This window comes from Neobacillus nitrireducens (assembly GCF_030915405.1).
GTDB lineage: Bacteria > Bacillota > Bacilli > Bacillales > Cytobacillaceae > Neobacillus.
In genome coordinates, this window is record NZ_CP133262.1 from 2094780 (window position 1) to 2109660 (window position 14881).

A 14881-nucleotide genomic window follows, 5' to 3' on the forward strand; every position below is an offset into this window, starting at 1 on the left:
AGAAATTAAAATAGGCTATCTTGATAGTACAAGATAGCCCGAATAAATTACAAATATTTACGATGGACTCCTTTCCCATCATAAGAAAATAACATTCTTCTGTCTTCAATCATTGATTCGATATGAACAGGTCTTCCCCATAGCTGCTGGATATAAGGGAGAACTTTTTCTAGATATTTCACGTCTAGTTCCACTCCCTCGTACCAGTGTTTTAAGTATAGTTCTCCATTTTTTAAATAATCACCATCATTAACAGTGATGTAAGGGAAGCCTCCATTTACGCGCATATTTACTAGTTGATCACGCACTTGTTCCCATTGCTTATCAACAATTTTATAATCCCTTCCTTGTTTTTGGAAAAGGTACATGTCTTCACGCATGACAAGGTCCTTATTTAGATAATTTCGAAGGAAGGAAATATCTGATTCCACTTCTCGGACCTCAAATATCTTTTCACGCCCGGACCCTGGTACTACTCCTCGTCGCTTCATATCATCTGTTGGGTTATTATAACGTTCTTCAATATCCTCAAAAATCTTTATTCCTAAGTAATATGGGTTGATACCTGTTTTCGATGGCTGCACAACTCCTGCATTTAATTTAGCAAACTCGATGGCTTCACCACTTGTTAAATCCATTTCTCTAAGAATGCGTTGATGCCAATAGGATGCCCAGCCCTCGTTCATAATTTTCGTTTCAAGCTGCGGCCAGAAATAAAGCATTTCTTCACGCATCATCGTCAAGATATCTCGTTGCCAATCGGTTAACTCTCTACTGTATGTTTCGATAAATAGTAATAAATCCTTCTCCGGCCTTGGTGGAAATCTTTTTTTCTGAGGTTGATTCGTCTCCTTTTTATCTTTTTCATCCAATTTCCATAGATCATCGTATGGGGTTGCTGCTAGTGTTTCATGATCTTCATCTTCCTCGTGGTCTCCAATCGACCAAGATAGCTTAGGTCTCATAAGTGATGGGTCAATATGTTCGTCAATGGCCAGTACTGCATCTAGAAAGGTTTCTACCTCTTTTTTTCCGTATTGAATTTCATATTGGTGAATCCTTTCAGCGGTGGCTGCCATACTTTCGACCATGTCGCGCTTTGTATTTTGAAAACGAACATTGTTTTTAAAGAAATCACAATGTGCTAACACATGGGCAACAATTAGTTTATTTTGAATGAGTGTATTGGAATCAAGTAAAAATGCATAGCAAGGATTTGAATTGATTACTAATTCATAAATTTTACTTAGCCCTAAATCATAATGAAGTTTCATTTTATGAAACTGTTTACCGAAACTCCAATGTGAAAATCGGGTCGGCATTCCGTATGCACCGAATGTATAAATAATTTCGGCAGGACAAATTTCATAACGCATCGGATAAAAATCTAAACCAAACCCGGTTGCTATTTCAGTGATTTCACTAATCGCATATTCGAGTGAATTACGACCTTCCACATCCATTTGCCATTCCCCCTTTTCCTCTTACCACAATGTATGAAGTAAAAAGAGGAATGATGAAACAAGATAGAAAAAACAATAGGCAAGTATGGATTTAATCAGGGATTTTTTTGGCCTCTGCAGCAAGCTTAAGTCCTACATACCTATTTCGTCTCCATTCTTTAGTAAAAATAGATAAAGGCGGATTTGTTTCACCAACGAGATAACTTATTTCAATAGTTAGAGCAGGTCTATGATATGTAGTGATAAACCAGTCTGTGAATCCGCCGCCCACTGCCTCTTTAGCTGGTTCCGCTAATTTATAACCCGTTAATTTTGATATTTTTTTTGCAATAAGTTTGTCGCGCTTCAGATATTTGCCATTTTTATAATTCCAAAAAATCTCTCTGCCGGCGGTATGATATGCGACGGCAATGGAAGGGTTGATCTCTTTTATAAACCTCGTGAGCGAACGTACCTCTTTGGCCTCTAATGGTTTTTCTCCTTTATAAAATTTATTGCTAGGGGCAGCGGGGTCTCTATTAAGACTTGCCCAACCGGCAGGGTATTGTCTGTTTAAGTCTATTCCCAATCCGTTGGACTTCCAACCTTCAAAGTTAGTCGAGCCCCCATTCATTTTTACCAAAAGTTCTTGATGCGTAGGCGGAAATCTTTGTAGGTCATGCTGTTGTACGGCCACACCATCTGGATTTAACATCGGTACAAACCATAGGGATACATCATTAAGAATATGATGGGACTTGAATCCGAAAAGGCTCTTTTCATCATAAGAGGCCGCATAAGACTCGAGCATTTTCATTAACAAGATACTTGTCAGCCACTCTCGCCCATGATGGGAACCAATCAAAACCACATTTTTCTTCCCATTTCCAAGCTTTATTGCCCAAATATCCCGATTAAAGTGAGTGGTTCCGATTGATTTAATTTTAATTTTCTTGGGATACTTTTTTTGAATTTTTGCAAGATCGTCTTCTAACATTTCATAAGTATAGGGTTTATTTGCTTTGACAATTTTAGCGCTTACGACATTATTGTGTTGAAAGGTAAAAAAGAGGATAACACAAGTAATAATTTTAATCATCTGACCTCCACCTTGTTCAAAGTAACAACAATATATACAGGTAAATGTTGAAAACAGCGTAATCATTGGGTGTCCAACATTTTCTGTGAAAGTTATCGTCAAAATATCATACAATAATCTCAACTCCTAATAAGGAGGAGAGATAAACAAATGAATAAAATGGATTATGATCGAGCGTTATATTACACACATCGTTCCGAGTGGGATAATTTGCTGATTTTAATGGTACGAACAAAAGACCAATTTTTATCAAAAAGAATTGAACAATTCCTGCATGCCTATAATTTCGAACGTGATTACAGTGTGATTGAAACCAAATTATATAATCTTTTGCGCTACATCGACCATGCGAATGAAACCGTTCAGCCTGACCCGAGTGGGATACCGATGTATAGTCTTTCCTAAAATGTATGGTGAATACTTCAGCCAAAGAAACTTTTATCACCAGACCAATGAATTCCACCAAAAAACACGGCTTCCAGATTGGAGGCCGTGTTTTTAAAATTTCCGGATGATTAAGCAATTGGATATTGTTGAGCGAATGGATGGATCACGATTTCATCGATGATCATATGTTTAGGGGCAGAAGCCATGTATACCACAGCATTCGCTATATCCCCTACCTTCAACCAGTCTTCTTTTTCAGGTAAACCTTGAGTAGATTCTGCGAAATACGTATCAACCATGCCTGGATTGATGGTTCCTACACGAATTCCGTATTCCCTGACTTCTTGGGCAACTGAGCCGGAAAATCCTTGAACTGCATATTTAGTTGCAGTATAGGCTGCCCCATTAGGAATGGTATAACGGGCAACGTCAGATGAAATATTAATAATTGTTCCTGATTTTTGATCTTTCATATGCGGGAGAACAGCCTTTGTAGCAAGGAATACACCTTGAACATTTACTTCAAACACCTTTTTCCATTCTTCCAATGAGACTTCCTCTGTTAATTTAAAGAAGCCTAACCCGGCGTTATTTACGAGTAGATCAATTGAACCATATGCTTCGAGTGTCTTTTTCACAACTGCCTTCATGTCTTCTTCCTTGGAAACATCCGCTTGTACTGGCAGTACATTGTCATAACCCATTTTCTTCAATTCTTCGGCTGTTTCAGATACTTGTGTAGAACTCCCGACAATTGTAAGTTTCATTCCACTTTCAGCTAATTTCACAGCAATTTCCTTGCCAATTCCTCGAGACCCGCCTGTAACAATCGCAATTTGATCTTTAAGCATATTTTTCTCTTCCCTTCATGTTGATGTTCTAGGTGTTTTATTAAATATTAACTAAATTTCTTGAACCAATTTCATTTTACTGTCCGCTAACTCCATAAAATCATTCTCAATCGTACGTAATTTGGCTTTACTTTCTTCAAGACTTAAACTATTTACCCCAAAATAGAATTTGACTTTTGGCTCCGTTCCAGATGGTCTTAAACAAACCCATGAGCCATCAGTGAAAGTATATTTTAAAACATTCGATTTTGGTAAATTAATTTTTTCTTCTCCGCTATTCGCTACACGAATGCTTGTTAAGTAATCTTCCGTTGTTGAAGTAGTCAAGTCGCCAAGACTTGTAATGGGCTCCTTCCGGAACGATGCTAATAATTGTTGAATAGTCTCTGCCCCTTCTTTTCCTTTTAAGGTTAAGGAACGAAGGCCTTCTTGATAATACCCGTACTTTTCAAACACCTGCATCAGTCCATCATAAAGGGACATGTCTTGTTTTTTATAAAATGCACACACTTCTGTCGCTAAGAGGGCTGCTTGAACCGCATCCTTATCACGAGCAAAATCACCGATCAAATATCCATAGGATTCTTCATACCCAAATAAGAATTTCCGATCACCAGTTGCCTCATATTCATTGATTTTTTCAGCGATAAATTTAAATCCTGTTAAGACATCAACCGTTTCTAATCCATAAGCAGCAGCAATTTTCCTACCAATTTCAGATGTTACAATTGTTTTTAAAACCACTCCATTTTCCGGCAGATTTCCTTTTTCCTTTTTCTGCGTAAGAATATAATCAAGAAGTAGTGCACCTGTTTGGTTTCCCGTGAGTACAACGTATTCTCCTTCAGGATTAAGAACAGCAATTCCTAACCGATCCGCATCAGGATCCGTCGCAATGAGCAGATCCGCCCCTGCTTTTTTTCCATCGCGAATGGCTAATTCAAAGGCTGCATGTTCTTCAGGATTAGGACTTTTTACAGTTGAGAATTCCGGATCTGGAAGTTCTTGTTCTTTTACTACTGTTACATTTTTATAGCCCAAGGCAGCTAGCGCAGCACGGACAGGCTTATTAGCGGTACCGTGTAAAGGGGTAAAGACGATGTTAAGCTCTGTTTCTTCCGCAAGGGTTGGATTCTCTGAAATAGTTCTTAATTTTTCAATATAGGCATCATCAATTTCAGCACCGATTGTTTTAATTAATCCGGCAGCTTGCAATTTTTCTTCACTGTCAACTTCTATTAGTAATTCATTCTCGATCTCATTTACCTTGGCAATAACCTGATCAGCACTCTCTGGCGGAAGCTGACCACCGTCCGAGCCATAAACCTTATAGCCATTATATTCAGGCGGATTATGACTAGCGGTAATGACAATACCTGAGAAGGCATTTAAGTATCTAAGTGCAAATGATAATTCAGGGGTCGGTCTTAACTCTTCAAAAACATAGGTTTGGATTCCTTTTGAAGCTAAAGTTTTAGCTGCCTCCATTGCAAATTCAGGCGATTTATGACGTGAATCAAATGCAATCACAACACCGCGTTGTTTTGCTTCGATTCCTTGGTTTTCTATGTATGAAGCTAGACCAGCTGAGGCTTTGCGCACAGTATAAAGGTTCATTCGGTTAGTTCCAACCCCGATTTCACCTCGCATACCACCAGTTCCAAATTCTAAATTCTTATAAAAAGCCTCTTCTAATTGTCTTTCATCCTTGAAGATTTCAGTTAATTGACTTTTTAATTCAGTATCTAATCCTTCAAAATCTATCCAACCTTTAGCTGTTTGTTTCCAATCCATAGAATTCCCTCCAATTTCTGTCTACTTATATTGTTTCTAATTTCATTTTTGTTACTCCTCTTAAAATGCCTTGAAATTAGCCGACAATTTTCGCAGTATTAAACGAATGATTATTTTACTTTCATTAACTATATTACATTAAAATTAGTCATAATTAGTATAAAAAAAATAAAAGGCCTGCAATTTGCAGACCAGAACTTTTCTTCTTTATATGAGCAACTCATTATCAGCATTTGAATAAATACTTAGCATATGATTTTTAATACATCTTTCTTCTTGAAAATGCTCATATTTAAATGGAAACAATAATCCAAATTCCTGTAACGTCTCAACATTTTTATCAAATAATATTGAGTACTGACCATCGGGTTGAGTGGCCTCGAGAATAGATATTAATGTTTGAATACTTGTCATTACCAGAAAGGCATCTTTTAATGTATTAAAATCTTCAGATGTATGCAAAACTTTTAATTGTTCAAATTGACAAATCTCCTCATCAGAAAAATAGAGAGGAAAAATATTCGAATAGATATACCTCACCAGCCCATTTATTTCCTTTTCTTGACTTGGTGTCGAGGCAAAAACAATTTTCACTAATATAACCCACCTTTGCCATCGCTAATTTCTGTCTAATTGTATATCATTAGAATAACATAACTAAGTCGGCAGTTACGGTGGTAATTATAACCTGAAGGAGAATTAAATGCTAAAAACAACGCGAATAGGGGATTGGTTTCAACTAACAATTCCTTTAGAATGGAATGGAAAAACTGTTGCAGATATTTTTCGGAATGTTTGGGAGGCCCCCAAAAAAGTGACTCATTCTTTTAGAATGGATAATAAGGTATTAGTAAATGGTGACCCGGCTAATTGGAATACCCCACTCAGCCAGGGTTCAAAGCTACAAATTAACCTTTTTGGGGAAGAAGAATTACAAATCACACCCAACTACCTAAATGTTGATATCCTTTATGAAGACGACCATGTAATCGTCCTCAACAAACCACCTTTTATGAATACTCATCCAAATGACCCAAAAGCAGATATAAATACTCTTGTTAATGCGGTTCAATATTACCTGCAAGCAAATGGGGAAATAAGAAATATACGCCAGGTTCATCGATTAGACCGCGATACCTCAGGGGCTATTCTTTTTGCTAAACATGCTTTAGCAGGCGCTATTTTAGATAATATGCTTGAAAAACGAGAGATAAAAAGAACCTACCTTGCTTTGGTTCATGGGGTTGTAAAGCAAAGCAACGGAACTATAAAGGCTGCAATTGGCCGGGACCGCCATCATGCAACAAAAAGAAGAGTTTCTCCAACAGGCCAGGACGCACTTACCCATTACATAGTTTTAAAGGTAGACAAAGCCAAACAACTGTCCTATGTAAAATGTTGGCTCGATACTGGGAGAACCCATCAAATCAGGGTCCATTTAAGTTATCTGGGCCATCCCCTTGTAGGAGATATTTTGTATGGTGGTAAACCATTGGTTAAAAGACAAGCTCTCCACGCTGCCAAGCTTACATTTATTCATCCATTTACTCAGGAAAGAATTATTTGTCACGCCCCATTTTTAGATCAACCTATTATTTTTAAAGATATTGATATTTATTCACTTTAAGTAACATTGAAAAAGCCTCCTGATATCGGAGGCTTTTTCAATGTTTATTTATCTGTCTGTTCTTCTAAAGGATCGCATTATGAAGCTTAGTAACAGGGCTAAGACTGCAGACCCAATGATTGCTGGAATTATCGCAAAATCAGCAACCCTTGGCCCCCAATCACCTAGAACCGCTGTCCCAAGCCATGCCCCAACAAAACCTGCAATGATATTACCAATGATTCCTCCCGGTATATCTCTTCCAACGATAAGACCTGCTAACCATCCAATAATCCCACCAATAATTAATGCCCAAATGAAATTCATTCAGAACACTCCTTTTCAGTATTCAATTATTTTGTCTCAGGTAGTATTGGAAAAGTAACTCATTTTTCATGCTACCTGTACCATTAAAATACCCTATTTTTAATTTTATACTCAAAAAGAAAAAAATCCTTCAAGGTAAGCTTTATACATAAATCATTGAATTTGGGTAAAATTAAAAAAGTCTATAACATAAAAATAAACTATTCAAAACATTCTAATGTTAAGTTTTTGTAAATTTTTTATGAAGTTGTTTCTTTTTTCGACATTTTTCCATAAAATTATTTGGGTTGGTGTACAACACTTGTTTATATGAAAATGGGGGTAATAACATGGCATTCAAAAAAGCTGATAAATTTATGGTTTTACTTAGTCATATTTCTGCTAACCTTAAAGAAAGTGCAAATTTCTTCACTGATTACAAACTAAAAAATGTGAGTGATTTGAAAATCTTCTCAGAGAAGATGAAGGAACTTGAAACAAAGGGAGATTCATTCGTTCATGAAGTAATCAAAGAATTGAATGATGCTTTTATCACTCCAATTGAACGTGAAGACATTCTTCATCTTGCGATGAGCATGGATGATGTACTCGATGGGCTTGAAGGATGTGCAGCATTATTTGAAATGTACTCAATCACAAATGCTGATGACTATATGAAGAAATTTGTGGATGCCATTCAAGCTAGTGTCCATGAAATTGACAAAGCGGTTGAATTGCTCTCTAATAAAAAGTTACAACAAATTAGAGAACATGCGATTAAAATAAAGGATTACGAATCTAACTGCGATAATATCTTGCGCCAGTCGATTAAAAATTTATTTACGGTCGAAAAGGATCCCATTCGTATTATTCAATACAAGGAAATTTACGAAAATCTTGAAGATATTGCAGACTATTGCCAAACGGTTGCTAATACACTCGAAACCATTATTATGAAAAATGCGTAAGGAGCAAAAATATGAGCGTTGTATTAATTCTAACAATATTAATTGTAATTGGTGCTCTCGCATTTGACTTTATTAATGGATTCCATGATACCGCAAATGCAATTGCTACCTCTGTCTCAACAAAAGCCCTAAAACCACGCCAAGCAATTTTGTTAGCAGCAGTAATGAATTTTATTGGCGCATTGACATTTACTGGAGTAGCAAAAACTATTTCTAAGGACATCGTAGATCCATTCTCACTTACTGGTGGTCATACAGGATCAATTGTTATTTTTGCAGCTTTATTATCAGCTATTATTTGGAACTTACTCACATGGTATTATGGTATTCCCAGCAGCTCTTCCCATGCAATTATCGGTTCTATTGCTGGTGCAGCCATTGCTGCCAAAGGCTTTGAAGTGATAAAATATGAAGGTTTTTTAAAGATTCTTGAAGCTCTAGTTCTATCACCTATTTTGGCATTTACTGTTGGTTATATTGTTTATAGCCTTTTTAAAGTCTTCTTCAAGAACTTTAATTTAACTAAGACCAATCGAAACTTTCGTTTTATCCAAATTGCTACAGCGGCCTTGCAATCCTATTCACACGGGACCAACGATGCACAAAAATCAATGGGGATTATTACTATGGCGTTGCTGGCTAATGGTTATCTGACAACTGATGAAGTCCCTTTTTGGGTTCAGGTTTCCTGTGCGATTGCAATGGGGCTTGGTACCTCGATTGGCGGATGGAAGATCATTAAAACAGTGGGCGGGAAAATCATGAAGATTCGCCCAATAAATGGTGTTGCAGCTGATTTAACGGGTGCAGCGATTATTTTTGGAGCAACCTTCATCCATTTACCTGTTAGTACTACTCATGTCATTTCTTCAGGGATACTAGGTGTAGGTGCATCCCATCGTCTTAAAGGAGTAAAATGGGGTACGGCTCAGCGGATGTTAATTACGTGGGTAATAACACTTCCAATAACGAGCGTATTAGCAGGTATCATTTATTTCATAATGAATATTTTCTTTTAAATTCAACCAGAGATTCTGGTTGTTTTTTTTGACTCGTTTTCCTGGCTCTTTTTTTGTAACATCACTTCTAAATGGATGAAACCTTCATATTTTATCTAGGAGGACATGTTTTGGGGTGAAATTGTGAAGGAAAAAATCGTTGCTATGCTACTAGGAAGTTTGCTGCTGAGCCTTGGGGTCAATGGGTTCTTAGTACCCTACCACCTGCTGGATGGAGGGGTAATTGGCTTAGGATTAATCATTCATTATTTTTACGGGTGGCCGACTGGACTGAGTATTATTCTATTAAGTCTTCCTTTATATGTTCTAGCATGGATCTTTGAGAGACGTTATTTTTACTATAGTCTTCACGGACTTATCATTTCTTCTTTTTGTATTGATTTTCTTTCATTCATGAATGGAAAAATCCATATGGGTATATTACCAAGTACGATAATTGGAGGATTACTTGTCGGTGTTGGTATAGGTCTTATGCTGCGTTATGAAACAAGTACGGGTGGGACAGATTTACTTGCCCAGATTTTAACTAAGTTTACTTCCGTAAATGTCGGCATCATCATATTCATTATTGATGGGTTGGTGATAACGAGTGGGCTTCAGGTGGTGGGATTAGAAAAGTTCTTCTATTCCCTTCTTACGATCATTTGCGTTGGATTAATGACAACCTTAACTGTTAGTGGTAATAAGAACGAACATTTCCCGTATTATTAAAAAAAACGCTGGCACCTAAGCCAGCGTTTTAATCTGTATTCTTACTCACCTTAAGATCCGTCGTTCTAAAGACCTCTTCCATGATTCCATAGGATTTTTTCAATCGTTCATAATAGGTTGGCTTCTCCCACTTATTCCAGTTGTAGAAAAATACATCAGATTGTTGAAGCTGATTATTAACTGCTTTAGGCAATGTTTGCTTGATCGCCCCTTTTTCTGTTGTCACTAAAGCAACCCTAATCCCAGTAATCTCCGCACTTCCTGCCAACCCACTTTCCCATAAATCTCCCATTACTTCTTTTAAACTAGGGTCTTTAACATTCAATAACTGCCACGCGATCCTGCCTTCAATAACCTTCTTATCATTACTGATACTAATATCGGTTAAAGAATCGAAGTCTTTATTTTGGGGATTAGCATTTCCAAACTTCAGTTTTCCAGTCTCGTAGCCCTCAAAAGGAATAATCGTCTTTGTTGATGGAATCCTCAATTCTTTATTTAGGGCAAGTCTAATTGGATGAAAAACTCCATTATTTTTCTTGCTTACATAAGCCTGTTCGTCAATCATCTTCAATAGGTGCGCATACTGAAAATAGAAAGTATCATAGTAACTATCTACCAATATCCTTGAATGATTAGTTCCTGCCAGTTTTACCAAAAAGTCAATACCGAAGTCTGTCTTTACAGAGTTCTTATCTGTTAATGATATAGTGGTTTGGCCTTGCTTATTGATGGTATCAAGCAACAGGAAAGTTCCTTGGTTAGCAGAATCAACGGGTCGATTATACTTTAGAAGAAAATAGAAATACCCGTTATCCGAGGAAAACCGAACTTCCTTTATCGTTTTTTTCTTTTCTTTGGCTAGATAACCTTTCCTAACTCCTGCCAAATCCCAATCCTTAGTGACACCGTCAACAAGGATTACTTGTTCCTTTTTTCCTGGTTCAAAACCTTTGATACCAAAATGCTGTTCATTTGTCTGTACGTTGTTCCAATAGGGCCTTCGATCCGGATTATCAAAATCCATAGTGTTCCACGTCCGTTTAAACCATTCATCCTGCCAAGAAAAGACAAGCCCGCCCATATAACCTTCAGAAACAATCGATTGATAAAGATATCTATTAATTTCCCCTTGTTCCTCCTCTGAATGAAGGCCTTGGTTCATTCCATAAGCGTTCTTATGTGTTAAACCTCTTGAAGCCGGCACACCATATTCTGCAACAAGTACAGGCATTTGATGGGCTGAACGCAGGTCATTTAGATAACCGGCATAATTGTTTTTCTTCCCCTTTGAATCGACATAGTTAAGGTATGACTTCTCATAGTTAAGAAAATCAGGATAATAGGGATATATATGATAGGAAGCGAAGACCCCTGAAGAAAATTGCTTGGCTGCTTTAATATGGTTAGGATTAACCGAAACCATATCCTCATTTTCAAGCGGTTCTGCCGGATGTTTCAACAAATCAGTTGTTACCCAGTTTGTAAAACTCATTGAGTGTTGCCACTGGTATTGTTTCGCTTCATAATCAGCAGCAAAATCCATTAAGCCAGCCAACCAAATTTCAAATGGATTTGCCTTTTCTGTTTTAAAGTAATTGCCAGTAAATTGACCAATTTTTGTGTGCTTTGCATTCGTATTCTTGACCAGCGCGGGGTCCCATTCTGTACCGACTATTATTCCTATTACATATTTTGAAATATCGTGTGTATAACTACCTGAAGCATGTCCAGGTCTGTCAGGAATCACTGCTTTACCATGTATACTATCTATCATATTTTTAATTTCTAACTTTGCATCTTCTAGATTAATCTTTGCAAATGCATCTTGAGTATGAATAAGATTCTCCTCATTTACCCATGTACCATGAAATAGATACAACGGCTTTTTCGCGATTTGATTATATTCATAAAAGGCTTCATAAAATTGAGGCGGATGAAGCGTATAAATTCTGATAGCATTTGCATTCATTGCGCCAATTTCTTTAAACCAACGGAAGTACTCCTCTTTTGTTATCGCCGTCTCACCAGGAAAGTATCCTGGCTTTCCTATCCCCATATTCACTCCTTTAATTAAAAGATTCTCCCATTTTCCATTCTTCCGGACCTGTATATACGAATCTCCTGTCTTGCTGTTTATCTTAATCCCATCATTCTCTGCCAATTCCACATTTTCTTGATTGTCTACATGGTGCAATCCATTTTTTAAAATATCCTTCATTAATGGAACGTACGTTTTCCAATAAAAGGAGTTGTTTGCTCCTATATTTCTTTTCCATGCATCAAGCCCTTTTGTTTGGTAAATCGCAGGAACATCGGATTCATCTGCAAAATCTCCTGAAAAATAGTAGGAGGAGTATTTTGCATTTTGGTGATAAATGACTGCTGGGAAATTTGCTGGAATACCGAAACCTTCAAGTGTTTCCTTGGCTTTTTTTGAAATCGGCAATTTATATGAAGCAAGAACTTCATCCTGATCTTTAGCATCAATAATATCAAACCAATACTTATAATTCCCCTGAATATCTTTCTTAAAATATTTATTTCCTTTATTAGTTAATTGAAAAAGCAGCCCCTCATCTTGAACCTCTTTATTGCCAATAACAACAACATAATTATTTTTACTAACAAAAACGAATCCCTCACCAGTAAATGACCATTTCTTGGTTTGTTGTTGATAACTTTTCTTTACCCATTCAGGTACTTCCTTACTATTTAGGTCGGAAAAATAACGTCCAATCCAACCGGACCATTCTACATTTAGTAAATTAGAAATTTTCGCTTTGGAGGTTTCTGAAGTTGGACTAGCAAACGTATTAAATTCTGCAATTAACGTCTTTCCCTTCGATTGGATAAGGGCCTTTTCAATTTGATTAATTTCATTGGATTTTAGTCCGCCGTAAATTTTTTTCGATCGTTTTCCAGACGGATTCTGTCCGAAAAACTCCTCTTTATATACCCCGTATTGATCCGTTAAATAGAAAACATCATATTTTTGTAAATCCTTCGGCAGAGGTGCAATTGTATATTTCTTTCCCTCCTGCGGTTTAAAACCTCTGTAATCCTCGGTATCAGAATAAGGAACTTGTCCATTTTTAAAATATTTATCATTGTTTAATATCCAAACAAGCCCCTTATGTTCCCTGTAGGAAGAATTAGGGACCGTCTTGTCGACAATTAACACATTTAACTTTTTTACTGGTTGAATTTTCCATAACCAAAAAGGACATGTCAAAATTATCAAAAAAAGAATGGTATAGATGATTAAATACATAGGTTTTTTCATTCAGAAACACCTTTTCTTTTCATTTCTCCCCAACTTCTATCCCCCATTATCATTTGCCATATCCCCTCACAACGCCAAAATACGGTCAGCGGCCGATACCAAATGGTTTCAGTTAGAGAGTATAAAAACAATTTAACAATATCAGATACTTTCGGATACTTTGTTAGGCTCCATTCTTCTAGCAGAACCGCTGACATGGAAAAAATAGACCCGTATAAACAAGATAGAAGAAATAATAAAATAGAAAATTCAACATAAATGCCCCCTAAAAATAAACAGAAGAACATAAATAGATATCCCGATAGCTCGATCACAGGTCCAAAAAATTCAACGATCCAAAAGTATGGGAACGATATGAGACCAATCAATCCGTACTTCGGGTTAAAAGTTATCTTTTTATGTGTCCATAGGCTTTCAAACAGGCCTCTATGCCAACGTCTCCTTTGCCTGCGTAAGAAAGTAATGTCTTCAGGAACCTCCGTCCAACAAACCGGGTCAGGTACATAAACAATCTTTTTCTTAATATTTTTTTCCTTTAAGAATCGATGGATTCTAACGACTAATTCCATATCTTCCCCAACTGTATCTGTTCGATAACCACCTGCTGTAATTACCCAATGCTTGGAAAAAACACCAAAAGCACCTGAAATGATTAATAAGAGATTATGACGACTTAAGCCAATTCTCCCCATTAAAAAAGCACGTAAATATTCGATGATTTGCATAACGACTAATGGATTATTCGATAAACCAATTTTTTGAATATGCCCGTTTTTGATTTGACAACCATTTGCGATTCGAACACTTCCGCCCGAGGCAATTACCTCTTCGTTCGAGTCAATTATAGGCTTCATTACCTTTAAAAAAGCATCCGGTTCTAGTACTGAATCTCCATCTAATGAACAAAAATAGGGGTAATGGGAAAAGTTTAAACCCACATTAAGTGCGTCCGCCTTCCCTCCATTTTCCTTGTCAATCAGAAACAAATTGGACAGAATGGCTGATTGATAGATCTTACGAATCGGTTTTGTTTCGACCTGTTTTCTTACCACTCGTTTTATTTCCTTCATATCGTAGTGTTCAATTACTTTTTCAAGTGTTTGATCGGTTGAACCGTCATTCACCACAATCACTTCAAATGTAGGGTAATTAACGCTTAATAATGAGCGCACACTCTGAATAATACCAGCTTCTTCATTGTAAGCTGGGACGATAATGGATACCGGCTTGGTATAAAATTCATCCTCGTAATCCTCATAGGCTTGAACTCTATCCAGCTGATATTCCTTCCTAAGATGGAAAAATGAGATAACCAAAATGGCAGAATAGAAAATAATGACAACGACCATATAGATAGCTATAAACCACGCAAAAAAAGTTACCACATCTCCCCATTGCAAAACAATCATTGT

13 protein-coding genes are annotated in these 14881 nt (G+C 36.9%); 5 read left to right on the top strand and 8 right to left on the bottom strand.

Features of this window, described 5'->3' with window-relative positions; translation table 11 throughout:
• Nucleotides 1-47 precede the first annotated feature (47 nt).
• Both RCG22_RS10125 and RCG22_RS10130 read right to left on the bottom strand, forming a co-directional pair.
• Entirely contained in the window at nucleotides 48-1463 is a 1416-nt protein-coding gene (locus RCG22_RS10125) for a SpoVR family protein (RefSeq protein ID WP_308106719.1), read from the bottom strand.
• Nucleotides 1464-1554: 91 nt separating this feature from the next.
• A complete protein-coding gene (locus RCG22_RS10130) occupies nucleotides 1555-2541 on the bottom strand; it encodes a M14 family zinc carboxypeptidase (RefSeq protein WP_308106720.1) in 987 nt (328 codons plus the stop codon).
• A 150-nt stretch (nucleotides 2542-2691) separates the two neighbouring features.
• On the opposite strand from RCG22_RS10130, the gene RCG22_RS10135 reads away from it, so the two are divergent.
• Complete coding sequence (locus RCG22_RS10135) at nucleotides 2692-2946, top strand: YhdB family protein (RefSeq protein ID WP_308106721.1); 255 nt, start codon at nucleotides 2692-2694, stop codon at nucleotides 2944-2946.
• 110 nt (nucleotides 2947-3056) lie between these two features.
• Here RCG22_RS10135 and RCG22_RS10140 read toward each other — a convergent pair whose 3' ends face one another.
• From RCG22_RS10140 to RCG22_RS10150, 3 genes are all read right to left on the bottom strand, one after another.
• On the bottom strand, nucleotides 3057-3779 hold the full coding sequence (locus RCG22_RS10140) for an SDR family oxidoreductase (protein ID WP_308106722.1): 723 nt from the start codon (nucleotides 3777-3779) through the stop codon (nucleotides 3057-3059).
• Between the two features lie 51 nt (nucleotides 3780-3830).
• On the bottom strand, nucleotides 3831-5573 hold the full coding sequence (locus RCG22_RS10145; RefSeq protein WP_308106723.1) for a phospho-sugar mutase: 1743 nt from the start codon (nucleotides 5571-5573) through the stop codon (nucleotides 3831-3833).
• A 207-nt stretch (nucleotides 5574-5780) separates the two neighbouring features.
• Nucleotides 5781-6167: a YhcU family protein gene (locus tag RCG22_RS10150; protein WP_308106724.1), complete on the bottom strand. Its 387-nt coding sequence runs from the start codon at nucleotides 6165-6167 to the stop codon at nucleotides 5781-5783.
• Nucleotides 6168-6276: 109 nt separating this feature from the next.
• Between RCG22_RS10150 and RCG22_RS10155 the strand changes: the two genes are divergently transcribed.
• A complete protein-coding gene (locus RCG22_RS10155) occupies nucleotides 6277-7200 on the top strand; it encodes an RluA family pseudouridine synthase (protein WP_308106725.1) in 924 nt (307 codons plus the stop codon).
• 48 nt (nucleotides 7201-7248) lie between these two features.
• On the opposite strand, the gene RCG22_RS10160 is transcribed toward RCG22_RS10155, so the two are convergent.
• Nucleotides 7249-7506 carry a GlsB/YeaQ/YmgE family stress response membrane protein gene (locus RCG22_RS10160; RefSeq protein WP_308106726.1) on the bottom strand — a complete coding sequence of 86 codons (258 nt, stop codon included), beginning with the start codon at nucleotides 7504-7506 and terminating at the stop codon, nucleotides 7249-7251.
• A gap of 329 nt (nucleotides 7507-7835) precedes the next feature.
• Here RCG22_RS10160 and RCG22_RS10165 point away from each other — a divergent pair, with 329 nt between their 5' ends.
• The 3 genes from RCG22_RS10165 to RCG22_RS10175 all read left to right on the top strand — a co-directional run bounded on the left by RCG22_RS10165 (nucleotide 7836) and on the right by RCG22_RS10175 (nucleotide 10183).
• On the top strand, nucleotides 7836-8453 hold the full coding sequence (locus tag RCG22_RS10165; protein WP_098260780.1) for a DUF47 domain-containing protein: 618 nt from the start codon (nucleotides 7836-7838) through the stop codon (nucleotides 8451-8453).
• 11 nt (nucleotides 8454-8464) lie between these two features.
• On the top strand, nucleotides 8465-9472 hold the full coding sequence (locus RCG22_RS10170; RefSeq protein ID WP_308106727.1) for an inorganic phosphate transporter: 1008 nt from the start codon (nucleotides 8465-8467) through the stop codon (nucleotides 9470-9472).
• Between the two features lie 105 nt (nucleotides 9473-9577).
• Nucleotides 9578-10183, top strand: a complete 606-nt coding sequence (locus RCG22_RS10175) for a YitT family protein (protein ID WP_308106728.1) — start codon at nucleotides 9578-9580, stop codon at nucleotides 10181-10183.
• Nucleotides 10184-10211: 28 nt separating this feature from the next.
• Here the strand turns inward: RCG22_RS10175 and RCG22_RS10180 are convergent, their stop codons facing one another.
• Together RCG22_RS10180 and RCG22_RS10185 are read right to left on the bottom strand one after the other, a co-directional pair.
• Complete coding sequence (locus RCG22_RS10180; RefSeq protein WP_308106729.1) at nucleotides 10212-13469, bottom strand: hypothetical protein; 3258 nt, start codon at nucleotides 13467-13469, stop codon at nucleotides 10212-10214.
• Nucleotides 13466-14878: a glycosyltransferase family 2 protein gene (locus tag RCG22_RS10185; RefSeq protein WP_308106730.1), complete on the bottom strand. Its 1413-nt coding sequence runs from the start codon at nucleotides 14876-14878 to the stop codon at nucleotides 13466-13468. Before RCG22_RS10185 ends, RCG22_RS10180 begins: the two co-directional genes overlap by 4 nt.
• Nucleotides 14879-14881 lie beyond the last annotated feature (3 nt).